The sequence below is a fragment of the Streptococcus sp. HMSC056C01 genome (assembly GCF_001811305.1).
Lineage (GTDB): Bacteria > Bacillota > Bacilli > Lactobacillales > Streptococcaceae > Streptococcus.
On the sequence record NZ_KV804209.1, the window covers coordinates 145,963 to 167,865 of the forward strand.

The following is a 21,903-nucleotide window of genomic DNA, read 5'->3' on the forward strand; positions in this document are numbered from 1 at the left end:
AAACTGCTTTAGCGTCGCCTTGATGTACTCAAGTACAGCCTGTGGCTAATTTCCTAGTTTGCTATTTGATTTTCATTGAGTATTAGAGGCAAATAAGCCATTTAAACAGAGTTAGGATTCACCTTCACGACTATAAATCTAGCAAAATTGGCCAGTAGTTTAGACTCTAAAAGGCTACTATTCAAAAACCACACAGTATTTCTTTCGGCTTGATGCTATTCAAGCTTGAAATCACTGTGTGGTTTTATTTTTAATCTAGTTTTTGCTCAGCATCAATTTTTATCTTAAATACTAAACAACTGACCCAATAGATAGGTCACTCCCATGGTTAAAAAACCGATACAAAGGTTACGAATCATAGCTGTTTTAGTTGGGGCTTTCCCAAGTTTGGCACTGGTATAACCTGTAATCAATAGAGAAATCGCAACGATAAAAACAGTAGCAGGGATTCGATAGTCATTTGGAAAGATGGTAATGGAAAGCATTGGTGGTAGACTACCAAGAACAAAAGCAATGAAGCTAGATGCTGCAGCATGCCAAGGATTGGTAAACTCTTCATACTCGATTCCGTATTTTTCTTCAACTAAAGCTTTAAGTGGATTTTTAAGAAAAGCTTTATTGACTAAAAGTTGAGCTGAAGTTTCACACTCACCATTTTGAAGATAAGCAGCATAGAGAGATTTCTTTGCAGCCTCGATATCCTTATCCAAAAGTAATTGCTCACGAGCTACAGCAGCTTCTTCAGTGTCTTTTTGAGTGGATACTGAAACATATTCACCTCCAGCCATAGAGAAGGCACCCGCTAAGATGGCAGCCAAACCTGAAAGAAAGATTATCCAAATATTACTTGTTGCACTGGCAACCCCGATAACAACTCCAGCGATGGAAATGATCCCGTCATTGGCTCCGAGGACACCAGCACGTAGAATATTTAAACGACCAGCGAAGTTTGTATCAATTTCATGTGTAATTTCTGACATATTCTTCTCCTTTATATTCATTATAAAGTATGGGAGAAGTGAAATCAAACTTTTTAAACTTTCTGAAAAAAGTTCTACAATTTTAATAATAGCCATAGCTATTGCTTATGCCAATATATAACAAAGTTGTATTTGTAACTAACTGCCATAGATGATACAATTAATTTAATGAAATCTTTGGAGGTCTGATTATGACTCGTGAATTTAAATTTGAAACTCTTCAATTGCATGCAGGACAAGTGGTAGATGCTACTACCAAGTCTCGTGCTGTACCAATTTATCAAACAACATCTTTTGTATTTGAAGATACACAGGAGGGTGCAGACCTTTTTGCCCTTCAAAAAGCTGGAAATATCTATACTCGTATTACCAATCCAACAACTTCAGCTTTTGAAGAGCGTATTGCAGCACTAGAAGGCGGAGTAGGTGCACTTGCCACAGCTTCTGGGATGGCAGCTCTTACTTATACTATCCTTGGACTTGCTCATGCAGGAGACCACGTGGTTGCAGCTTCAACTATCTACGGTGGGACCTTTAACCTTTTGAAAGAAACCCTTCCTCGTTACGGAATCACCACAACTTTTGTTGATATTGATAATCTAGAAGAAGTAGAGGCAGCGATTAAAGATAATACCAAACTTGTTTTGATTGAAACTTTGGGTAATCCAGTTATCAACATTCCTGATATTGAAAAAATAGCTGAAATTGCTCATAAACATCAGATTCCTTTGGTTTCAGACAATACCTTTGCAACGCCTTATCTTATCAATGTCTTTTCACACGGTGTAGATATCTCGGTTCACTCGGCGACTAAATTTATCGGTGGACACGGTACAACTATTGGCGGTGTCATTGTTGATAGCGGTAAGTTTGACTGGGCTGCTTCAGGGAAATTCCCTCAATTAGTCGATGAAGATCCAAGCTACCACAATATCAGCTATACTCGTGATGTTGGTGCTGCAGCCTTTATCGTTGCTGCTCGCGTGCAATTGCTTCGCGATATGGGAGCTGCCCTTTCACCATTTAACTCATTCTTGCTCCTACAAGGTCTTGAGACACTATCTCTCCGTGTTGAACGTCATGTTCAAAATGCTGAGAAAATCGTTGATTTCCTTGTGAACCATCCAAAAGTTGAAAAAGTCAATTATCCAAAATTAGCTGATAGCCCTTACCATGCCTTGGCGGAGAAATATTTACCAAAAGGTGTTGGTTCAATCTTTACCTTCCATGTTAAAGGTGGAGAAGCAGAAGCTCGTAAAGTGATTGACAACTTGGAAATCTTTTCAAACTTAGCCAATGTAGCAGATGCTAAATCATTGGTGGTTCATCCCGCAACTACAACACATGCTCAGTTGTCAGACTCTGATCTAGAAGCAGCAGGAGTAACTAAAAATCAAATCCGTCTCTCAATCGGTCTTGAAAATGTCGATGATTTGATTGAAGATTTGCGACTAGCTCTTGAAAAAATCTAAAAATAACTAGTTTTTATTGAATTAATCATCCTTCTCACGAATAATAAAGTGAGGAGGATTTTTATGTACAGTATTTCATTTCAAGAAGATTCGCTCTTGCCAAGGGAACGCTTGGTGACAGAAGGAGTAGAGAGTTTGAGCAATCAGGAATTACTAGCCATTTTATTACGAACAGGAACTCGTCAATCTACCGTTTTTGAAATTGCACAGAAAGTATTGTCTCAATTGAACAGTTTAACTGAGTTAAAAAAAATGACCTTGCAAGAACTGCAGAGTTTATCAGGTATCGGTAGAGTGAAGGCTATTGAACTGCAAGCAATGATTGAGCTTGGAAGTCGTATTCACAAACATGAAACCATTGAGGCAGAGAGCATTCTTAGTAGTCAAAGACTGGCTAAAAAGATGCAACAAGAATTGGGAGATAAAAAACAAGAGCACCTAGTGGCGCTCTATCTGAATACACAAAATCAAATTATTCATCAGCAAACCATTTTTATTGGATCTGCTACTAGAAGTATTGCGGAACCAAGAGAAATTCTTCACTATGCCTTAAAGCATATGGCTACATCCGTGATTCTTGTTCATAATCATCCATCTGGTGCTGTTATGCCTAGTAGAAATGATGACCATGTTACGAAACTTGTTAAAGAAGCCTGCGAATTAATGGGTTTGGTCTTATTGGACCATCTCATTGTTTCACATTCCGATTATTTTAGTTACCGTGAGAAGACGGACTTGATATAGGTTTATTTTTTAAATTTTAGGGGACCCTGATCAATCTCTTGTAAAGCATAGGATTCTACTTGAGTCATATCTATGACAGGAAGTGGAGCTAATGTAGGGACTAGCAATTTTTCTTGCACGATAAAATCAACAATAGCATTAAAATCTTTTATTTTATAATACCTTTTTTTATGGATGAGGATATCCCTGTAAAAACCGACCGATGATCGAAATTTACCTTTTAATTTAGCATCTGTTTTTTTACAAAATGGTTTTGCCTTTTTAGACCACTCTTTGAGTTGCTTTTGTTTTTCTTTTTGAGATAGTTTATCAAGATTCTCTTTATCCTTAGAAAATGCTTGATAGCTTTCGGCTGTTAAAAGTCTGTATAGATTAGAAAGTTGAAAATAAACTTCTATTTCCTTGCTCTTAAGAAAAGTGAAAATATTAGCTTCTAAATCTCTCAAAATATCATGAGTAGAAGGTGTTTTAAGTTCATTCACGATTTAATAACCTATTAGTAGCTTTAGAGTTCATTGACGACATAGTCGAAAAGTGTTTTATCTTTGGGGCGATTTTCAAAGAGAAATTCTGGATGCCATTGAACACCGAGGAAAGGGAAACCATCCGTTGTTGTAACAGCCTCGATAATTCCATCTTTAGGATCATGAGCTACAACCTTTAGATTTGGAGCTAGGTCCTTAATACTCTGATGGTGGAAAGAGTTGATATGGGAGATTTCTCCATAGATATCTCGAAGAATAGTATCAGGCTCGGTGACTAAACGTTGAGTTGTATACTCGGCTGAAGTATCCTGCCAATGGTCTTCAATATCTTGATAAAGAGATCCTCCCATAGCCACATTAAAGAGCTGGGTGCCTCGACAAACAGAAAAAATGGGTTTCTTCTGTTTAATGGCTTCTTTTATAAGAGCTAGCTCAAAAATATCTCTCTGAAGGTGGTAGTCATCGCTATCGATCTTTTTAGGCTCACCATAGAACTTTGGATCGACATTTTGTCCACCAGTTAAAATGAGTTTATCAATCAAGCCAATGTAGTAACTAGCCATTTCTTGATCACCAATTGGTAGGATAATGGGAATTCCCCCAGCTTCCTTGACTCCTTCAACAAAGCCTTTCGCAGCATAGCTCATCATAAGCTCATCATCAGGATGAGCTTTTTCGTTTCCTGTAATCCCAATAACTGGTTTTTTCATAAATGCTTTCGCTTTCTAATCCTCTTTTCTCATGAAATAGAGGAGAGTTTGCAATTCACTAGTTAAATCTACATACTGAGCTACCACATCTTTTGGTAGTTGGAGATGAACGGGTGAAAAGCTTAAAATTCCTTTAATACCTGCTTCGACAAGGAGATTAGCTACTTCTTGTGATTTGACACTCGGAACTGTTAAGATTGCAGTTTTAACATCTGCATTCTTTATTTTATCCTTGATTTGGGAAATTCCATAAATTGGGATTCCATCAGGAGTTTTTGTCCCAACTTCAGGATGATCATCCAAATCAAAAGCCATAATGATTTTCATTTTGTTTCGTTCGTGGAAACGGTAGTGAAGGAGAGCGTGCCCCATATTACCAATACCCACCAACATAACATTTGTAATAGAATTATCATTTAGAAGATCAGCAAAAAACGTCATTAGTTTTTTGACATCGTAGCCAAATCCACGGCGACCAAGTTCACCAAAGTAGGAAAAATCTCGTCTAACAGTAGCAGAGTCAATACCAATGGCCTCGGCAATTTGTTTTGAGTTGGCTCTTTCAATTTTTTCTGCATGAAATCTTTTAAAGATACGATAATAAAGAGAAAGTCTCTTTGCTGTTGCTTTTGGAATAGCAGACTGTTTTTCTTTCACAAAATCACAACCTTTCTAAATACTATTTTATAGAAAGATTGTGAAAAAATCAACAAAAACAAGAAAAAACTAAGAAAAATCTTAGCTTATCTTCGTAAAATCATAGTGAGATAGAAAACGATAGAGATTTCCCAGAAGCCCCTGATAGATTTCTTTTTCATTATAGGTCAGAGAAGTAATGACAGTAGTATCTGGAAGAGTCACACAACCTGAAAGTGATAGCATGAGTGCTTCATAATCTTCGTATTCTAAAACGCGATCGACTTGATAGGTGTCTTTGTAAGTTAATCGAAACATAATTGCCTTCTATCTTTCGCTTTTAGTAAAGACATCACGTTCAACAAGACTATCCATCAAGAAGTAAAATTTCTCTTGGTGGATATGAGTTTCTTCTGACTTAAAGATATCGACTAAACGTAGACCAAATTTATCAGTGATGTTGATTTTTGCACCTGTTAAGTCTTTGTTGATGATAATCTTAAGTTGGAAACCTTCCCCACTATTTGGAACTTTTTCAAGAAGACGTGTTAGTTCATAGTTACCAACCTTAGTTTCAAAAAAAGTGTTATCTTTTAGAGTGAACTTTTTGACGGTTGGGCTAAGTGTGTAATCATAACGGCAATTTTTAAGACTAATGGTTTTTTCGAATGCCATTGAGTTAACCTCCAATGATTTCTTTTAGAGTTTGTGCGAGAGTGATTATTTCTTGCTCTGTATTTTGAGGTGAAATGCTGACGCGAACGGATTCGTGTAAGCGAGGAGAGTCTTCACCGTAGAAAGCCTGAAGAACATGACTAACCTGAACGACACCTGCAGTACAAGCAGAGCCAGTTGAAATAGAAATACCTTCAAGATCTAGACGAAGGAGTAGTAGATCATTACGTTGACCTGGGAATCCAATATTAAGGACATAAGGTAGCTGGTCTTTCCCTTGATTGAGATAATAGTCTGTGTCAGCCATTTCCTTTAAGAATGTTTCTTTTAGTTTTTGAACCTTTTTAAAGTTTTGTTCTTGGTTTTCAAGATCATCCTTTAGAGCTGCTACCATTCCCACAATGGCAGGAAGATTTTCTGTTCCTGCTCTTTTTTTCTGCTCTTGATCGCCACCATGAAGGTAGGAGTCAAAATCTGTAGATGCAGCATAGAGAAAACCAACTCCTTTTGGACCATAAAATTTGTGTGCAGAAGCGCTAAGAAAATCAATTCCCAATTTTTCGGGAAGAATCTCAAATTTACCAACTGCCTGAACCGCATCGACATGATAGACGGCTGGATGATTTTTTAGAACTTCACCAATTTTAGCAATAGGTAAAAGTGTACCAGTTTCATTGTTTGCAAACATAGTAGAAACAAGAATGGTATCTTCACGCAGTGCATTTTTGACTTGGTCTGCAGTGATTTCTTGATGTTCAGGATGTAAAATAGTCACTTCAAAACCGAAATTTTCAACCAAGTATTTGATGGGTTCTAGAACAGCATGGTGCTCAATCGCAGTAGTGATAATGTGCTTTCCACGATTTTGATGGCGAAGGCAGTAGCCGATGATAGCAGTATTATTGCTTTCAGTACCACCAGTGGTAAAAAATATATGTTGTGGCTTTGTTCCTAGTAAACTTGCAAGTTCTTGACGAGCTTCTCGTAATAGTTTACCTGCTTGGCGCCCATGGCCATGAATACTAGAAGGGTTGCCATAAGTTTCTTGCATGACTTGAGTCATTGCTGAGATAGCTACTGAAGACATCGGAGTCGTTGCAGCATTATCCAAATAAATCAAAAACTCACCTAATTTCTATTTAAATAGTGGACTAACTGGTTTTCTTTCATGAATACGAACCATAGCATCACCAATCAATTCACTAGCAGTGATGTATTGTACGTTTTTAGGTTTTCTACTTTCTGTCACAACAGAATCTGTAACCAAGATCTCCTTGATATTTGTTGCATCTAATAACTCTGCAGCACCGTTAACGAATAGTCCATGACTTGAAACTGCATAGATTTCAGTTGCGCCGTCACGTTCTAAGATTTTAGCAGCTTCAGAGAAGGTACGGCCAGTATTCAGAATGTCATCGATTAAGATTGCTTTCTTACCTTCAACCTCCCCAATAATGTAACCTTGGCTACGTTCAGAATCATCTTGTGCATAATCAATGATAGCAATCGGAGCATCTAGGTATTCTGCAAGACTACGAGCACGTTTTACACCAGAGTTTTTAGGACTAACAACAACCACATCTGAACCAGTCAAACCTTTATCGCAGTAATGTTTTGCAAAAAGTGGAATTGTATAGAGGTTATCTACAGGAATGTCAAAGAATCCTTGAACCTGAACGGCATGGAGGTCAAGAGTCAATACACGACTAACTCCAGCTTTCACCAACATATTTGCAACCAGTTTTGCAGTAAGTGGTTCGCGTGAAGAAGCGATACGATCTTGGCGAGCGTAGCCGAAGTATGGAAGTACAACGTTAATGGTATTAGCACTAGCGCGAACACAAGCATCAACCATAATCAAGAGTTCCATCAAGTGGTTATTTACTGGATAACTAGTTGATTGGATGATATAAACATCATATCCACGAACACTTTCTTCGATGTTAACTTGGATTTCACCATCTGAAAATTGGCGTGAAGATACTTTTCCAAGTGGAACACCTGCAGCATCTGCGATTCTTTGAGCAATTTCCTGGTTGGAAGATAGTGCGAAAAGTTTCATGTTTTTTGTATCTGACATCGATAAACCGTCCTCTTTAAACTAAGTGAATCGCTGTAGTGAAACACTTTTAGTGATAAATGCTCTCTACAACAGATTCTATTATTTTTCATCCCTTTTATTTTATCAAAAAAAGAAGATTATTTCAGTATTTTTTCATATTTTCTATAAAACGAACCAATTTTGAAGGAGCTTTTTTGTAATGGATTTCATTGGCTTGTAAAAATTCTTGGAAATCAAGACTACCTTGGTTGCCATCTTCCACTTCTAATTCAAGCTCATAGTCAACAATATCAAAGTATTGGCTTTGATCAAGTGCCATGAGTCCGATAGGAGTTTGCTTTTCGTAGCGAACAGTAGTTAGGCAACCTAAAACTACCCAACCACTGGTTGAAAGTCCACGGCTAGTCAATTCGTCAAGAATCATTCCTTGCGGAAGTTTACATTCTTTAAGACAATGGTTTGCTTCCTCGAGGCTTAGATCTTGATTGTACTCCATATTTCCAACTTTTTGTGGGATTTTTATGGTCAATTCAGCGCTATTTTCAAAAGTACGAATGCGCATAGCGATTTTATGTTTGCGAAGGTAAAAATCTGGCGTGTCTAGGTAGTAATTTTTTTGTGTAATAGGTGTGACTCCTGAAAAGTGATCCTGCAATCTTTGATATTCATCCTTGTTTAGAAGTGTTTTCATTTCAATTTCTAAATGTTTCATTTTTTTTACTTTTTCCTTATCTTTGAAAGCGATTGTATGGTATAATAAGCATTGTATTTATTGTATAAGATTTTTCCTAGAAAATCAAAAACTAGATAAATCGAAGTGTATAGAGAATTGGATGAAAAAGATATATGATTACAGAATGGGAAGAATTTTTAGATCCTTACATTCAGGCTGTCGGAGAGCTGAAGATAAAACTCCGAGGTATTCGAAAACAATACCGCAAACAAAATAAACATTCTCCAATTGAGTTTGTAACTGGTCGAGTCAAACCGATCGAAAGTATAAAAGAAAAAATGGCTCGTCGAGGGATTGGATACGATACGTTGGAACAGGACTTGCAAGATATTGCAGGTTTACGCGTCATGGTTCAATTTGTAGATGACGTGAGCGAGGTTGTTGCCATCCTTCGTAAGAGGCAAGACATGAGAGTGGTACAAGAACGTGACTACATTACTCATCGAAAGGCTTCAGGCTATCGTTCTTACCATTTGATTATTGAGTATACAGTTGATACGATCAATGGGGCAAGAACGATTCTGGTGGAGATTCAGATTCGTACTTTGGCTATGAATTTCTGGGCTACCATCGAGCATTCTCTCAATTATAAATATCAAGGGGATTTTCCAGAAGAAATTAAGAAACGCTTGGAAATCACAGCAAGAATCTCTCACCAATTGGATGAAGAAATGAGTAAAATTCGTGATGATATCCAGGAAGCACAGGCACTCTTTGATCCATTGCATAGAAAGTTAAATGACGGGGTAGGTAATAGTGACGATACCGATGAAGAATACAGGTAAACGAATTGATCTAATCGCTAATCGCAAACCTCAAAGTCAAAGAGTCTTATATGAATTAAGAGATCGACTAAAAAAGAATAACTTTATATTAAATGATAAACATCCCGATATCGTGATTTCCATAGGTGGGGATGGGATGCTTTTGTCTGCTTTTCACAAGTATGAAGACCAGCTGGATAAGGTTCGCTTCGTTGGTGTTCACACAGGTCATTTAGGCTTCTATACGGATTACCGTGATTTTGAACTAGATCAATTGCTTACTAATTTACAGTTGGATACTGGGGCTCGTGTGTCTTACCCGCTTTTAAATGTAAAGATATTTTTGGAAAATGGAGAAGTGAAAATTTTCCGAGCTTTGAATGAGGCTAGCATTCGGAGAGCTGATAGGACTATGGTTGCCGATATTATCATTAACCAAGTGCCATTTGAACGTTTTAGAGGAGATGGCCTGACGGTATCGACGCCAACCGGGAGTACAGCCTATAACAAATCTCTTGGTGGAGCTGTTTTACATCCTACTATTGAGGCCCTACAATTGACAGAAATTGCGAGTCTTAACAATCGTGTCTACAGAACCTTAGGTTCTTCTATCATTGTGCCTAAGAAGGATAAGATAGAATTGATACCAACTCGTAATGACTACCATACGATTTCTGTTGACAATAGCATTTATTCTTACCGTAATATTGAAAGAATAGAATACCAGATAGACCATCATAAGATTCATTTTGTAGCAACACCAAGCCATACTAGTTTTTGGAATCGTGTCAAAGATGCCTTTATTGGTGAGGTGGATGAATGAGGTTTGAATTTATTGCTGACGAACACGTCAAGGTAAAGACATTTTTGAAAAAGCATGAAGTTTCTAAAGGATTGCTTGCCAAAATCAAGTTTCGAGGCGGAGATATTCGCGTAAACGGTCATCCACAAAATGCAACCTATCTCTTAGATATAGGGGATGTGGTTGTCATCGACATTCCTCCTGAGGAAGGTTTTGAGACACTGGAAGCAATTGATTATCCACTGGATATTCTGTTTGAAGATGATCATTTCTTAATTCTAAACAAACCCTTTGGTGTGGCCTCGATTCCTAGTGTCAATCATTCCAATACCATTGCCAACTTTATCAAGGGCTACTATGTGAAACAGAACTATGAAAATCAGCAGGTTCACATTGTAACCAGACTAGATCGCGATACTTCGGGTCTCATGCTTTTTGCTAAACATGGTTATGCTCATGCTAGACTAGACAAGCAGTTGCAAAAGAAAGCCATTGAAAAGCGCTATTTTGCACTCGTTAAAGGAGATGGGGTTCTGGAACCTCAAGGTGAAATTATTGCCCCGATTGCCCGTGATGAAGATTCAATCATCACTAGACGAGTGGCAAAAGGTGGTAAGTATGCCCATACTTCCTATCGTATTGTTGAGTCTTATGGCAATATTCATCTAGTTGATATTCGACTACATACGGGAAGGACACACCAGATTCGTGTTCATTTCTCCCATATCGGTTTCCCTTTGCTTGGCGATGACCTCTATGGTGGTAGTCTTGAACATGGCATAGAGCGCCAAGCTCTGCATTGCCATTACTTATCGTTTTATCATCCTTTTCTTGAAGAGCAGTTGGAGATGGAAAGTCCACTGCCGGATGATTTCAACACTCTTATAACTCAGTTATCAAATAATAATTTATCTTAAAAGGAGTCAAAACTCATGGAAGTTTTTGAAAGTTTAAAAGCCAACCTAGTTGGTAAAAATGCACGTATTGTCTTGCCAGAAGGTGAAGAACCACGTATTCTTCAAGCTACAAAACGCATCGTAAAAGAAACAGAAGTTATTCCCGTCTTACTAGGAAACCCTGACAAAATTAAAATTTATCTTGAAATCGAAGGAATCATGGATGGTTATGAAGTCATCGACCCAGTCCACTACCCTCAATTCGAAGACATGGTAGCATCACTTGTAGAACGTCGTAAAGGAAAAATGACTGAAGAAGAAGCTCGTGAAATCTTGGTTAAAGACGTGAACTATTTTGGTGTTATGTTGGTTTACATGGGCTTGGTAGATGGAATGGTTTCAGGAGCTATTCACTCTACTGCGGCAACTGTTCGCCCAGCCCTTCAAATTATCAAGACTCGTCCGAATGTTAGCCGTACTTCAGGTGCCTTCCTTATGGTTCGTGGTACTGAGCGTTACCTCTTTGGTGACTGTGCCATCAATATCAATCCTGACGCAGAAGCCTTGGCAGAAATTGCGATTAACTCTGCTATCACAGCTAAGATGTTCGGTATCGAACCAAAAATCGCTATGCTAAGCTATTCAACTAAAGGCTCAGGTTTTGGTGAAAGCGTAGATAAAGTTGTTGAAGCAACTAAGATTGCTCATGATCTTCGTCCTGACCTTGAAATCGATGGTGAATTGCAATTTGATGCTGCCTTCGTTCCAGAAACAGCTGCTCTCAAGGCACCAGGAAGCAAGGTTGCTGGACAAGCAAACGTCTTTATCTTCCCAGGTATCGAAGCAGGAAATATTGGCTACAAGATGGCAGAACGTCTCGGTGGCTTTGCAGCAGTTGGTCCAGTATTGCAAGGTTTGAACAAACCAGTTAATGACCTTTCTCGTGGATGTAACTCAGATGACGTCTTCAAACTTACACTAATCACAGCAGCACAAGCTGTACACCAATAAAATACAAGATAGCTCCTTTTCTGTTAAAGGAGCTTTTCAAGTAGGAAGAATTCAAACTGGTTATTAAAAGGTGATAGGAATATCGGCTTTTGTTAATACTTGGTGAAGTTTATAGATCAAACCTATAGATACCCAAAGACCTAGTTGAGACCATAGTCAATACTGCCAGTTCAATAGAAATTAGCTCCTGCAATCTTTTGAATGACTATTTATTTTTTACTCACTTAATGTTCAGAAAGGAGCATTTAGATTTGAAATATAAGTATTTACTCTTCGACCTCGATCACACACTACTTGATTTTGATGCTGCAGAAGATATTGCCTTATCGCAACTCCTAAAAGAAGAAGGAGTAGTGGATATACAAGCCTATAAAGATTACTATGTACCAATGAACAAGGCTCTTTGGAAGGATTTGGAACAGAAAAAAATTACAAAGGCTGAGTTAATTAACACACGTTTTGCAAAATTGTTTGCTCACTTTGGCATTGAAAAAGATGGGGCTTACTTAGCAGAGCGCTACCAGTTTTTCCTATCAAAACAGGGACAGACTTTCCCAGGTGTCGAAAATTTATTAAAAAAATTGATAAGTAAGGGCTATGAACTCTATGCTGCGACAAATGGAATCACCTATATTCAGACAGGTCGTTTGGAACAATCTGGAATTACACCATTTTTCAAGGAAATATTCATTTCAGAGAAACTCCATACCCAAAAACCAGATGCTGAATTTTATGAAAAAATTGGAGCTCGAATCCCTAACTTTGATAAAAATCAGACCCTTATGATTGGTGATTCTTTGTCAGCTGATATTCAAGGTGGAAATAATGCTGGCATCGATACCATCTGGTACAATCCTCATCATCTGGAAAATAAGACACAAGCTCAGCCAACTTATGAAGTCGACTCTTATCAGGCTCTGCTTGATTGCTTGGGGCTCCTTTAAAAATCACAAAATATAAAAGATTCTAGAAAACCTGGAGCATGGAGTGCAAGAAATTTTGGTATTTTTTGAAAACGTTTTATTTTTTTGATATAATAAATCATACTAGGATATAATGACAAGAATATTGTGATTGTCATCTACCGTTAAGTTGTATATGGATATCAAATTGGTAGTACAGTTAATCAAGTAGGTATTGAAAAAGAAGCATCTAAACTAGTCAATAAATTATCTATTCATCTGTTTGAACGTCTTAAATTGGTATAAAAAAGCTATATAGGAGCAAATCAGTATGATATTAAAAAGTAATAAAAGAAACATAAACTTCATGTTGATGTTAATAAGTGCTTGTTGCTGCCTTATTTGTCTAAGTGCCTGTCAGTCAAATAAGGTAAATTCGGTAGATGATTATAAAATGGCTATCTGGGATAGCGATAAAATAGCTGTCTTTGATGATTATGATTTAAATGAGTTCAAGGTTAATATATCTAGAAAAGAGAAATTTATCTATTGGGCAGAAAGTTTTTCGGAAGCAGGATCCTATTCAACTGCAAAAACAAAAGATACCTCAGGTCTAAAAAGATATGTCTCTAGAATTAATAAGGAAAATTTAAGTGAAACGTTTAAATTAGCAGAAGGAAATGATGCATACGCATCTATAACAGATGGGGATTATTTATATGCAACTGCTGTCTTTACAGATAGAATTGAATTTTATAAATATGATAATAATTTAGAGGTTATTACTAATGTTACCGTGAAAAATGATGGTCAGTTAAATGCCAGTCAACAGTTTGTTATTGTAGATAATTATTTATACTTACTTGTAACCACATTGGATTTATCAACCCAAGTTCCTAATACGGAAATTTGGAAAATGGATAAAGAGTTCAACATCGTGGAAAAATATAATCTTGACGAAACATCAGCATATATGAGAATGGTTAATGTAGATGATGTCTTGTATATTGTGGAAGCACTTAGTGGGCGCAATTCTGATGGAGAATATAAGTCGGGAAATAAAATAATGGTTTTTGATTTAAAGAGTCAGAGCAAGAATTATATCGATATTCCTGATAAGTATCCAACAAATATTCACTATGATGCTAAAAATAATCAATTGATTATAGAGAATGAGGGATTATATAATGGCGAATTTTCCTTTACTACAGTCAATCTAGACAATTTAGAAGAAGATATTATTCATCTGGAAGGCTTTAGTACAGAGCAATATATTGCACCGTATTTTACATTTAAAGACAACATCTATTATTTTTTATTTAATGATTCTCTGGTTAAATATGATATTGTTGATAAGAAACAAACAGTTATCAATCTAGAAAATTATAAGATAAAAGATGCACATTATTTGATTGTTAAATAGTTTATTTATTGGGTGAAAGTCAAATAATAGAAATTTAATCTTTAAGATGTGCTTAAGTATAGTTTTAGTAATCTCTCCTTATCTCTGGCTAAGGGGAGATTTAATCTAGTTTGTTGTCAGCATAGATTTAGAAGGTATTTGAAAAGTCCTGCAAGGAAAAGATTTGAAAGATATCATGATAGTTTTTTTTTATAATGATCAGTTATCTTTCTGAGTATTCTGAACAATAGATTCTTTGCAAAACCTTGTAAAATATTTAGAACTTTTTAAAAGTAGATAGGAGTCTTGAAATTATGGGCACATGGGATGCAACGATTTTTGGAAATGACACCTCCTTAGATATTAAAGAAGAATTCTTCGAGAAATAAAATCAAGGAGAAGATGCAAATACAATTAAAAATGACTTGACGTCGGATTTATACGATGACGATATGTATGATGTCTTGTTCGCCTTGACACACTGTTTATGGGAAGTTGGGCAATTAGATGACGAATTCTTGCTTGAAATTAAAGAAATCATTCTCAACAAAGAGGATTTAGAACTTGCCCAAGAATTGGGTGCAGATAGTGAATTTTTAGAACAAAGAAGTGAAAATCTAGAAAAGTTCTTAGAAAAAATTAGTGTAAAAAAAGAAAATCCCAAAAAGAGAATTGCTCCGCCTGTTCCTGTAGAAAGCAAATATAGGAACGGTGCTGTGATGGTGTTTCAGTATGAAGATGGCATGTATGGTGCTTTGATAGCAGTAGATGGAGCTTTCTTTGATAAGGAAACCTATTATGCTTATCTGCAGACTGATGTTAAAATGACCAGAAAACCCACTATGGAAGATGTGCGATCAGCACGAATTCTCGATCCAAGTTTTCATAGTGCAGAATACAATTCATTTCGTGACTCTAAGTATTACTACTCTTTTGTAAATTGTATTTCAGGATATCTAAAAAGTACAGCAACTAAAAAATTTGAAAAATACAATGATAGTGTTTTTGAAATAATAGGCTATCTTTCAGATTGGGGGAGCTGCTGTAGCGCGGCTTCTGGAGGATTTGATTACTATAAACAAAAATCAAGTGATGAGTTTAAGATAAGCGTTGTAAAGGAATTGAATAAAAGATTTGATGAAAAACTTAATACTCGAACAGAATTGATTATTGATGAAATCGACAAAGAATTTATCCTTTCTAACACGAGAAAAGGTGGTGAATAAAGGCTCTTTAGTATAAATTCTCTATAAAACTTCTCAAATCTCAATAGATACTTTTAAAAGTGGTTTAGATAGCCACTTTTTGTTATAATAGAGGCAGTATAAACGAAGGAGTTGACTATGCAACACTCATCTTGGCATGCTTTGATTAAAGAGCAATTACCTGAGGGTTATTTTGGGAAAATCAATCACTTTATGGAGCAGGTTTATGCCCAAGGAACTGTATATCCTCCTAAAGAAAAGGTTTTTCAGGCTCTTATAACAACTCCTCTGGAAGAGGTTAAGGTGGCGATTCTAGGCCAAGATCCCTATCATGGGCCTGGTCAAGCTCAGGGCTTGAGTTTTTCAGTTCCAGATTCTATTCCAGCACCTCCTTCCTTGCAAAATATTCTAAAGGAACTTGCTGATGATATTGGTCTAAAAGCTTCACATGATTTGACTACTTGGGCCGAGCAGGGGGTCTTGCTTCTCAATGCTTGCTTGACGGTTCCTGCTGGTCAAGCAAATGGTCATGCTGGGCAGATATGGGAACCTTTTACAGATGCTGTGATCAAGGTTGTCAATAATATTGATAGACCCGTAGTTTTTGTACTTTGGGGTGCTTATGCACGTAAGAAGAAGTCCTTGGTTACAAATCCTCAGCACTTGATTATCGAATCAGCCCACCCAAGTCCTCTTTCAGTTTACAGAGGATTTTGGGGTTCCAAGCCTTTTACCAAGGCCAATGCATTCTTAAAAGAAAGTGGACAAGAGCCAATTGATTGGCTTAGATAAGGAGAGAATATGCCCCAGTTAGCGACAATTTGCTACATTGATAATGGAAAAGAATTGCTCATGCTTCATCGCAATAAAAAGCCTAATGATGTCCATGAAGGGAAATGGATCGGTGTAGGTGGAAAGTTAGAACGGGGGGAAACTCCACAAGAATGTGCTGCTCGTGAAATTCTTGAAGAAACTGGTCTAAAAGCAAAACCAGTATTAAAAGGAGTTATCACCTTTCCAGAGTTTACACCAGACCTTGACTGGTACACCTATGTATTTAAAGTAACTGAGTTTGAAGGTGAGTTGATTGACTGTAATGAAGGAACCTTAGAATGGGTTCCTTACGATGAGGTTTTAAGTAAGCCGACCTGGGAAGGGGACCATACCTTTGTAGAGTGGCTTTTAGAAGATAAACCCTTCTTTTCAGCTAAATTTGTCTATGATGGTGATAAATTATTGGATACCCAAGTGGATTTCTACGAATAAAGGAGTAAAGCGATGTTAGTAATCAAAAACGGCCGTGTAATGGATCCTAAGTCTGGTTTGGATCAAGTCAGTGATATTTTAGTTGAAAATGGAAAAATCCTTAAAATCGCTCCTCGAATCGATGTTGAGGAAGTTCAAGTAATAGATGCTACTGGTCTTGTAGTTGCGCCTGGATTGGTGGATATCCATGTTCATTTCCGTGAACCTGGTCAAACTCATAAAGAAGACATTCATACAGGAGCACTAGCAGCAGCTGCAGGTGGATTTACAACTGTCGTTATGATGGCTAATACTAATCCAACTATCTCAGATATTGAGACTTTGCAGGAAGTTCTTCAATCTGCGGCAAAAGAAAAGATCAACGTTAAATCTGTAGCAACAATTACCAAGAGCTTTAATGGCCAAGATTTGACTGACTTTAAGTCGCTTTTAGAAGCTGGAGCTGTTGGATTTTCTGATGATGGGATTCCACTTGAAAGCAGTAAAGTGGTCAAGGAAGCCATGGAAGAGGCTAAAAAGTTAAACACCTTTATCAGTCTGCACGAAGAAGATCCTGGACTGAATGGTACGCTAGGTTTTAATGAAAACATCGCTAAAGAACATTTCCATATCTGCGGTGCTACCGGGGTTGCAGAATACGCTATGATAGCTCGTGATGTCATGATTGCCTATGCAACTAAGGCTCATGTTCATATTCAGCATTTGTCTAAGGAAGAAAGTGTCAAGGTTGTGGAGTTTGCTCAAAATTTGGGAGCTAACGTAACTGCAGAAGTAGCTCCACAGCATTTTTCGAAGACTGAAGCTCTGCTTTTGACTAAAGGAAGTAACGCTAAGATGAATCCACCTCTTCGTTTGGAATCAGACCGACGTGCAGTTATTGAAGGTTTAAAATCTGGAGTCATTTCTGTCATTGCTACTGACCACGCGCCTCACCATGCTGACGAAAAAAATGTTGAGGATATTACCAAAGCGCCATCAGGTATGACAGGTTTGGAAACTTCTTTGTCACTAGGTTTAACCTACTTGGTGGAAGCTGGCGAGTTGAGTTTGATGCAGTTACTAGAAAAAATGACTGTTAATCCAGCTAAATTGTATAATTTTGAAGCAGGTTATCTATCAGAAAACGGTCCAGCTGATATTACGATTTTCGATGATAAAGCTGACAGAATCGTTGACACGCATTTTGCTTCTAAAGCAGCTAATTCACCATTCATTGGTGAACAATTAAAAGGGCAGGTTAAATACACTATCTGTAAGGGACAAATCGTTTATCAAGCAGATTAGGAGCTTGAGGATGAATTATTTTCGTAAACTTAGAAATCGTAAACGAAATGCTTGTCATGGAGTATATTGTCCAGCCGCTAACCGTGCTAAAATTCAGTATGAAACCAAGGAAAAAGCTGATCATGCCGTAGACTATGATAATGGTGGCTTGGTTAGAAGCTATTATTGCGCCTCATGTAATTGTTGGCACACGACATCAAAAGCTAGTAATTCACCCTTGAGCTTGAGAAAATACGGCTTAAAGCTTTTTGGCTTGGATGAAAAGGAGTAGAAAGAGTAGGTATGCATACAACAGAAACTATTAAAGATAAAATTATCTTATTTTTAAAAATATTCTTTCCGATATTGATTTACCAATTTGCTAATTATTCGGCCTCCTTTGTTGATACAACAATGACGGGTCAGTATAATACACTGGATCTGGCAGGAGTTTCCATAGCTACAAGCTTATGGAATCCTTTTTTTACCTTTCTGACAGGGATTGTATCAGCCTTAGTACCTATTATCGGACACCATTTGGGCCAAGGACAGAAGAAAGAGGTTGCTTCAGATTTTTATCAATTTATTTATCTATCTTTAGCCTTATCCCTTATTCTTTTTCTACTAGTCTTCTTTTTAGTACCAGTTATTTTGGGATACATGGGATTAGAGACAGCTGTAGCAAGTGTAGCAACCCGTTATTTATGGCTACTAGCTATTGGTATTATCCCGCTCTTACTTTTCAGTGTGATACGTTCGCTACTTGATACGCTAGGACTGACAAAATTGTCTATGTATCTCATGCTTCTTTTACTTCCTTTAAATAGTGGATTTAACTATTTACTAATATATGGAGCATTTGGAGTACCTGAACTTGGAGGTGCAGGTGCAGGTCTCGGTACCTCACTTGCCTACTGGGCTTTGTTATTGATTTCTATCTTAGTCTTGTTAAAACATAAAAAGCTTAAGGAATATCATCTAGAAGTACCAATGCCCTTGCGAATAGAAAAAATCAAAGAAGCTATCCGTCTTGGGTTACCAATTGGTGGAACTGTCTTTGCTGAAGTAGCCATTTTTTCAGTAGTCGGCTTGATTATGGCAAAGTTTTCATCTCTCATCATCGCCAGCCATCAGTCTGCTATGAACTTCTCAAATCTCATGTATGCCTTTCCTATGAGTATCTCAACAGCCATGGCTATTGTTGTTTCCTACGAAGTAGGGGCTAGACGCTTAAACGATGCTAAGCAATACATACTTATTGGACGTTTAACAGCTATGATTTTCGCGATTTTAACACTTAGTTTCCTTTATATTTATCGTGAGAATGTTGCTAGTCTCTATGGTCAAGATCCCGATTTCATTCAATTGACAGCTTCTTTTATGACCTATAGTTTGTTTTTCCAATTAGCTGATACCTTCGCAGCACCTCTGCAAGGAATTTTAAGAGGTTACAAGGATACGATTGTTCCTTTTTGTCTTGGTCTTATCGGATACTGGGGTGTTGGGATTCCGCTTGGGTTATATCTTGATTATTCGACTAGTTTAGGTGCGTATTCCTATTGGATTGCTCTTATCATTAGTTTAATGGTAAGTGGAATTCTTTATCAGTGGCGTTTACAAGTTATTATGAAAAGATTCAAATAATTTGTTGAAAAACGATGAAAAAAGCTTGTGAAATTTGTATTTTATATAAAGAAAAGTCTTGATTTTACTGACTTTTCTTTTTTTATATTGTGAAAAATTGCAAGCATATTTTTTGACACTAATTAACCTATAAAGTAAAATAGAACTATAAGAATTTATACTTAGAAAGGCAAGATTATGTCAACTTTAGATAAAAATCTTTTGCTTGAGATGTTCCGTAAGATGGAAGAAATTCGTCGTATGGACTTAAAAATTGCTCAATTAGTAAAAAAAGGAAAAGTGCCAGGAATGACGCACTTTTCTGTTGGTGAGGAAGCTGCTAACGTCGGGGCTATGTTAGCTCTAAACGCAGATGATCTGATTACTTCAAATCACCGTGGTCACGGACAAGCTATTGCTAAAGGAATCGACCTTAATGGTATGATGGCTGAAATCCTAGGTAAATATACTGGAACTTGTAAAGGTAAAGGCGGGTCTATGCACATCGCCGACCTTGATGCAGGTAACCTTGGTGCCAACGGTATTGTAGGTGGTGGTATGGGAATCGCAGTAGGCGCTGCCCTTACTCAACAAATGAAAAACACTGGTAAAATCGTTGTCTGCTTCTTTGGTGACGGGGCAACAAACGAAGGTGTTTTCCACGAAGCGGTGAATATGGCTTCAATCTGGAATCTTCCTGTTATTTTCTACTGTATCAATAACGGATACGGAATTTCAGCAGATATTAAGAAAATGACCAATGTTCAACATATCCATGAACGTAGCGCAGCTTACGGTATTCCTGGTATGTTTATCGAAGATGGTAACAATGTAATCGATGTCTACGAAGGATTTAAGAAAGCAGTGGACCATGTTCGTTCTGGTAAAGGTCCTGTCTTGATTGAGAGTGTAACCTACCGTTGGCTTGGTCACTCATCTTCAGACCCAGGTAAATATCGTACACGTGAAGAAGTAGAAGAGTGGAAACAAAAAGATCCAATCGAAAATCTTCGCAAGTACCTTGTTGAGAACAAGATTGCAAGTGCAGAGGAACTTGAAGAAATTCAAGCACAAGTTAAGGAAGCAGTGGAAGCATCTGTTAAATTTGCAGAAGAAAGTCCATTCCCTCCACTAGAATCAGCATTTGAAGATATTTACGCAGACTAAGGAGAAGTAGAGAAAATATGGAAACTAAATTAATGTCTTTCCGCGATACCATTATCCTTGCAATGTCTGAGGAAATGCGTCGTGATGAAAATGTGCTTTTGATGGGTGAAGATGTCGGAGTTTTCGGTGGAGACTTCGGTACTTCAGTAGGTATGCTTGAAGAATTTGGTCCAGAACGTGTTCGTGACTGTCCAATCTCTGAAGCTGCAATTTCTGGTGCTGCTGCTGGTGCTGCTATGACTGGACTTCGTCCAATCGTTGATATGACGTTCATGGACTTTTCTGTAATTGCCATGGATGCTATCGTTAATCAAGCCGCTAAAACTCGTTATATGTTTGGTGGAAAAGGTCAAGTACCAATGACAATCCGCTGTGCGGCCGGTAATGGAGTTGGTTCTGCAGCTCAACACTCACAATCCTTGGAATCTTGGTTTACTCATATCCCAGGATTGAAAGTTGTAGCGCCAGGTACACCAGCGGATATGAAGGGTCTTCTCAAGTCATCTATCCGTGATAACAACCCAGTCATTATTCTTGAATATAAATCAGAATTCAACCAAAAAGGTGAAGTCCCAGTTGATCCAGACTATACTATCCCACTTGGTGTCGGAGAAATCAAACGCGAAGGAACTGATGTAACAGTAGTAACATACGGTAAAATGCTTCGTCGTGTCATGCAAGCAGCTGAAGAATTGGCTGAAGAAGGAATCTCTGTAGAAGTAGTAGACCCACGTACCTTGGTTCCTTTGGATAAAGAAATCATCATTAACTCAGTTAAGAAAACTGGAAAAGTGGTTCTTGTCAATGACGCTCATAAGACAAGTGGATTTATCGGAGAAATCTCAGCTATCATTTCTGAATCAGAAGCATTTGATTACTTAGACGCTCCAATTCGTCGATGCGCAGGTGAAGATGTACCAATGCCTTACGCACAAAATCTTGAAAATGCAATGATTCCGACAGTTGAAAGCATCAAAGATGCAATCCGTAAAACGTATAACAAACAATAATACATAACATAAATTATGTAAAAAATTAACAAGACGAGAAACTTTGTATCTTTTAGGTGCAGAGTTCTCTGCGTACTTGATATCTTAGATTAGAG

Annotated in this window: 26 protein-coding genes; 16 read left to right on the forward strand and 10 right to left on the reverse strand. The window is 37.5% G+C overall.

The features are described from left to right. Window positions 1-284: 284 nt before the first annotated feature. The gene (locus HMPREF2795_RS07735; protein WP_075228581.1) at window positions 285-980 is read right to left on the reverse strand and encodes a VIT1/CCC1 transporter family protein; all 696 of its coding nucleotides are present in this window, start codon (window positions 978-980) and stop codon (window positions 285-287) included. 191 nt (window positions 981-1,171) lie between these two features. On the opposite strand from HMPREF2795_RS07735, the gene HMPREF2795_RS07740 reads away from it, so the two are divergent. Further along, window positions 1,172-2,452, forward strand: coding sequence for an O-acetylhomoserine aminocarboxypropyltransferase/cysteine synthase family protein (locus HMPREF2795_RS07740; protein ID WP_075228582.1), 1,281 nt, complete (start codon window positions 1,172-1,174; stop codon window positions 2,450-2,452). Window positions 2,453-2,515: 63 nt separating this feature from the next. Further along, window positions 2,516-3,196, forward strand: coding sequence for a RadC family protein (gene radC, locus HMPREF2795_RS07745; RefSeq protein WP_000286951.1), 681 nt, complete (start codon window positions 2,516-2,518; stop codon window positions 3,194-3,196). A gap of 2 nt (window positions 3,197-3,198) precedes the next feature. Here radC and HMPREF2795_RS07750 read toward each other — a convergent pair whose 3' ends face one another. The 8 genes from HMPREF2795_RS07750 to HMPREF2795_RS07785 form a co-directional block, all read right to left on the reverse strand. Beyond that, a complete protein-coding gene (locus HMPREF2795_RS07750) occupies window positions 3,199-3,678 on the reverse strand; it encodes a hypothetical protein (protein ID WP_001004203.1) in 480 nt (159 codons plus the stop codon). Between the two features lie 23 nt (window positions 3,679-3,701). Then, window positions 3,702-4,391 carry a gamma-glutamyl-gamma-aminobutyrate hydrolase family protein gene (locus tag HMPREF2795_RS07755; protein WP_000743329.1) on the reverse strand — a complete coding sequence of 230 codons (690 nt, stop codon included), beginning with the start codon at window positions 4,389-4,391 and terminating at the stop codon, window positions 3,702-3,704. Between the two features lie 15 nt (window positions 4,392-4,406). Further along, window positions 4,407-5,048 (reverse strand): redox-sensing transcriptional repressor Rex, encoded by a 642-nt coding sequence (locus HMPREF2795_RS07760; RefSeq protein ID WP_000660647.1) that lies wholly within the window; start codon window positions 5,046-5,048, stop codon window positions 4,407-4,409. An 81-nt stretch (window positions 5,049-5,129) separates the two neighbouring features. Further along, the gene (locus HMPREF2795_RS07765; protein WP_000489417.1) at window positions 5,130-5,345 is read right to left on the reverse strand and encodes a DUF4649 family protein; all 216 of its coding nucleotides are present in this window, start codon (window positions 5,343-5,345) and stop codon (window positions 5,130-5,132) included. Window positions 5,346-5,354: 9 nt separating this feature from the next. Next, the gene (locus HMPREF2795_RS07770; RefSeq protein WP_049526341.1) at window positions 5,355-5,702 is read right to left on the reverse strand and encodes a DUF1831 domain-containing protein; all 348 of its coding nucleotides are present in this window, start codon (window positions 5,700-5,702) and stop codon (window positions 5,355-5,357) included. 4 nt (window positions 5,703-5,706) lie between these two features. Beyond that, window positions 5,707-6,822 (reverse strand): cysteine desulfurase family protein, encoded by a 1,116-nt coding sequence (locus HMPREF2795_RS07775; protein ID WP_000639691.1) that lies wholly within the window; start codon window positions 6,820-6,822, stop codon window positions 5,707-5,709. Between the two features lie 15 nt (window positions 6,823-6,837). After that, window positions 6,838-7,782, reverse strand: coding sequence for a ribose-phosphate diphosphokinase (locus tag HMPREF2795_RS07780; RefSeq protein ID WP_001285421.1), 945 nt, complete (start codon window positions 7,780-7,782; stop codon window positions 6,838-6,840). A gap of 124 nt (window positions 7,783-7,906) precedes the next feature. Continuing rightward, window positions 7,907-8,476, reverse strand: coding sequence for a CYTH domain-containing protein (locus HMPREF2795_RS07785; RefSeq protein WP_000681314.1), 570 nt, complete (start codon window positions 8,474-8,476; stop codon window positions 7,907-7,909). Window positions 8,477-8,610: 134 nt separating this feature from the next. Here HMPREF2795_RS07785 and HMPREF2795_RS07790 point away from each other — a divergent pair, with 134 nt between their 5' ends. From HMPREF2795_RS07790 to HMPREF2795_RS07810, 5 genes are all read left to right on the forward strand, one after another. Next, entirely contained in the window at window positions 8,611-9,282 is a 672-nt protein-coding gene (locus HMPREF2795_RS07790) for a GTP diphosphokinase (protein WP_000627444.1), read from the forward strand. Continuing rightward, window positions 9,266-10,084 (forward strand): NAD kinase, encoded by an 819-nt coding sequence (locus HMPREF2795_RS07795; protein WP_025171265.1) that lies wholly within the window; start codon window positions 9,266-9,268, stop codon window positions 10,082-10,084. Before HMPREF2795_RS07790 ends, HMPREF2795_RS07795 begins: the two co-directional genes overlap by 17 nt. Next, window positions 10,081-10,980 (forward strand): RluA family pseudouridine synthase, encoded by a 900-nt coding sequence (locus HMPREF2795_RS07800; protein WP_001210018.1) that lies wholly within the window; start codon window positions 10,081-10,083, stop codon window positions 10,978-10,980. The genes HMPREF2795_RS07795 and HMPREF2795_RS07800 overlap by 4 nt, the downstream gene beginning before the upstream one ends. A 15-nt stretch (window positions 10,981-10,995) precedes the next feature. Continuing rightward, window positions 10,996-11,970, forward strand: a complete 975-nt coding sequence (gene pta, locus HMPREF2795_RS07805; protein ID WP_000451567.1) for a phosphate acetyltransferase — start codon at window positions 10,996-10,998, stop codon at window positions 11,968-11,970. Between the two features lie 251 nt (window positions 11,971-12,221). Next, on the forward strand, window positions 12,222-12,914 hold the full coding sequence (locus HMPREF2795_RS07810; protein WP_075228583.1) for a pyrimidine 5'-nucleotidase PynA: 693 nt from the start codon (window positions 12,222-12,224) through the stop codon (window positions 12,912-12,914). A 102-nt stretch (window positions 12,915-13,016) separates the two neighbouring features. Here the strand turns inward: HMPREF2795_RS07810 and HMPREF2795_RS11085 are convergent, their stop codons facing one another. After that, entirely contained in the window at window positions 13,017-13,100 is an 84-nt protein-coding gene (locus HMPREF2795_RS11085) for a hypothetical protein (protein ID WP_142322021.1), read from the reverse strand. Window positions 13,101-13,326: 226 nt separating this feature from the next. On the opposite strand from HMPREF2795_RS11085, the gene HMPREF2795_RS07815 reads away from it, so the two are divergent. The 9 genes from HMPREF2795_RS07815 (at window position 13,327) to HMPREF2795_RS07855 (ending at window position 21,808) form a co-directional block, all read left to right on the forward strand. Further along, window positions 13,327-14,295: a hypothetical protein gene (locus HMPREF2795_RS07815; RefSeq protein ID WP_049509215.1), complete on the forward strand. Its 969-nt coding sequence runs from the start codon at window positions 13,327-13,329 to the stop codon at window positions 14,293-14,295. Window positions 14,296-14,726: 431 nt separating this feature from the next. Continuing rightward, on the forward strand, window positions 14,727-15,500 hold the full coding sequence (locus tag HMPREF2795_RS07820; RefSeq protein WP_261675832.1) for a hypothetical protein: 774 nt from the start codon (window positions 14,727-14,729) through the stop codon (window positions 15,498-15,500). Window positions 15,501-15,617: 117 nt separating this feature from the next. After that, window positions 15,618-16,271 carry a uracil-DNA glycosylase gene (locus HMPREF2795_RS07825; RefSeq protein ID WP_049509671.1) on the forward strand — a complete coding sequence of 218 codons (654 nt, stop codon included), beginning with the start codon at window positions 15,618-15,620 and terminating at the stop codon, window positions 16,269-16,271. 9 nt (window positions 16,272-16,280) lie between these two features. Beyond that, a complete protein-coding gene (locus HMPREF2795_RS07830; protein ID WP_001135775.1) occupies window positions 16,281-16,745 on the forward strand; it encodes an NUDIX hydrolase in 465 nt (154 codons plus the stop codon). Window positions 16,746-16,757: 12 nt separating this feature from the next. Further along, window positions 16,758-18,029: a dihydroorotase gene (locus tag HMPREF2795_RS07835; RefSeq protein ID WP_075228584.1), complete on the forward strand. Its 1,272-nt coding sequence runs from the start codon at window positions 16,758-16,760 to the stop codon at window positions 18,027-18,029. A 10-nt stretch (window positions 18,030-18,039) separates the two neighbouring features. After that, window positions 18,040-18,300, forward strand: a complete 261-nt coding sequence (locus HMPREF2795_RS07840) for a hypothetical protein (RefSeq protein WP_075228585.1) — start codon at window positions 18,040-18,042, stop codon at window positions 18,298-18,300. 11 nt (window positions 18,301-18,311) lie between these two features. Continuing rightward, the gene (locus HMPREF2795_RS07845) at window positions 18,312-19,652 is read left to right on the forward strand and encodes an MATE family efflux transporter (RefSeq protein WP_075228586.1); all 1,341 of its coding nucleotides are present in this window, start codon (window positions 18,312-18,314) and stop codon (window positions 19,650-19,652) included. A 177-nt stretch (window positions 19,653-19,829) separates the two neighbouring features. Then, entirely contained in the window at window positions 19,830-20,798 is a 969-nt protein-coding gene (locus HMPREF2795_RS07850) for a thiamine pyrophosphate-dependent dehydrogenase E1 component subunit alpha (protein WP_000105346.1), read from the forward strand. Window positions 20,799-20,815: 17 nt separating this feature from the next. Further along, window positions 20,816-21,808 (forward strand): alpha-ketoacid dehydrogenase subunit beta, encoded by a 993-nt coding sequence (locus HMPREF2795_RS07855; RefSeq protein ID WP_075228587.1) that lies wholly within the window; start codon window positions 20,816-20,818, stop codon window positions 21,806-21,808. The last annotated feature ends 95 nt before the right edge of the window (window positions 21,809-21,903 follow it).

What these genes read in the sequence shown, in the direction of transcription:
- HMPREF2795_RS07735 (WP_075228581.1), bottom strand. Translation starts at nt 980, where the DNA reads ATGTCAGAAATTACACATGAAATTGATACAAACTTCGCTGGTCGTTTA.
- HMPREF2795_RS07855 (WP_075228587.1), top strand. Translation starts at nt 20,816, where the DNA reads ATGGAAACTAAATTAATGTCTTTCCGCGATACCATTATCCTTGCAATG.
- HMPREF2795_RS07850 (WP_000105346.1), top strand. Translation starts at nt 19,830, where the DNA reads ATGTCAACTTTAGATAAAAATCTTTTGCTTGAGATGTTCCGTAAGATG.
- HMPREF2795_RS07825 (WP_049509671.1), top strand. Translation starts at nt 15,618, where the DNA reads ATGCAACACTCATCTTGGCATGCTTTGATTAAAGAGCAATTACCTGAG.
- HMPREF2795_RS07845 (WP_075228586.1), top strand. Translation starts at nt 18,312, where the DNA reads ATGCATACAACAGAAACTATTAAAGATAAAATTATCTTATTTTTAAAA.
- HMPREF2795_RS07785 (WP_000681314.1), bottom strand. Translation starts at nt 8,476, where the DNA reads ATGAAACATTTAGAAATTGAAATGAAAACACTTCTAAACAAGGATGAA.
- pta (WP_000451567.1), top strand. Translation starts at nt 10,996, where the DNA reads ATGGAAGTTTTTGAAAGTTTAAAAGCCAACCTAGTTGGTAAAAATGCA.
- HMPREF2795_RS07830 (WP_001135775.1), top strand. Translation starts at nt 16,281, where the DNA reads ATGCCCCAGTTAGCGACAATTTGCTACATTGATAATGGAAAAGAATTG.
- HMPREF2795_RS07790 (WP_000627444.1), top strand. Translation starts at nt 8,611, where the DNA reads ATGATTACAGAATGGGAAGAATTTTTAGATCCTTACATTCAGGCTGTC.
- HMPREF2795_RS07800 (WP_001210018.1), top strand. Translation starts at nt 10,081, where the DNA reads ATGAGGTTTGAATTTATTGCTGACGAACACGTCAAGGTAAAGACATTT.
- HMPREF2795_RS07780 (WP_001285421.1), bottom strand. Translation starts at nt 7,782, where the DNA reads ATGTCAGATACAAAAAACATGAAACTTTTCGCACTATCTTCCAACCAG.
- HMPREF2795_RS07815 (WP_049509215.1), top strand. Translation starts at nt 13,327, where the DNA reads ATGGCTATCTGGGATAGCGATAAAATAGCTGTCTTTGATGATTATGAT.
- HMPREF2795_RS07795 (WP_025171265.1), top strand. Translation starts at nt 9,266, where the DNA reads ATGAAGAATACAGGTAAACGAATTGATCTAATCGCTAATCGCAAACCT.
- HMPREF2795_RS07835 (WP_075228584.1), top strand. Translation starts at nt 16,758, where the DNA reads ATGTTAGTAATCAAAAACGGCCGTGTAATGGATCCTAAGTCTGGTTTG.
- radC (WP_000286951.1), top strand. Translation starts at nt 2,516, where the DNA reads ATGTACAGTATTTCATTTCAAGAAGATTCGCTCTTGCCAAGGGAACGC.
- HMPREF2795_RS07770 (WP_049526341.1), bottom strand. Translation starts at nt 5,702, where the DNA reads ATGGCATTCGAAAAAACCATTAGTCTTAAAAATTGCCGTTATGATTAC.
- HMPREF2795_RS07840 (WP_075228585.1), top strand. Translation starts at nt 18,040, where the DNA reads ATGAATTATTTTCGTAAACTTAGAAATCGTAAACGAAATGCTTGTCAT.
- HMPREF2795_RS07820 (WP_261675832.1), top strand. Translation starts at nt 14,727, where the DNA reads ATGTATGATGTCTTGTTCGCCTTGACACACTGTTTATGGGAAGTTGGG.
- HMPREF2795_RS07740 (WP_075228582.1), top strand. Translation starts at nt 1,172, where the DNA reads ATGACTCGTGAATTTAAATTTGAAACTCTTCAATTGCATGCAGGACAA.
- HMPREF2795_RS07765 (WP_000489417.1), bottom strand. Translation starts at nt 5,345, where the DNA reads ATGTTTCGATTAACTTACAAAGACACCTATCAAGTCGATCGCGTTTTA.
- HMPREF2795_RS07755 (WP_000743329.1), bottom strand. Translation starts at nt 4,391, where the DNA reads ATGAAAAAACCAGTTATTGGGATTACAGGAAACGAAAAAGCTCATCCT.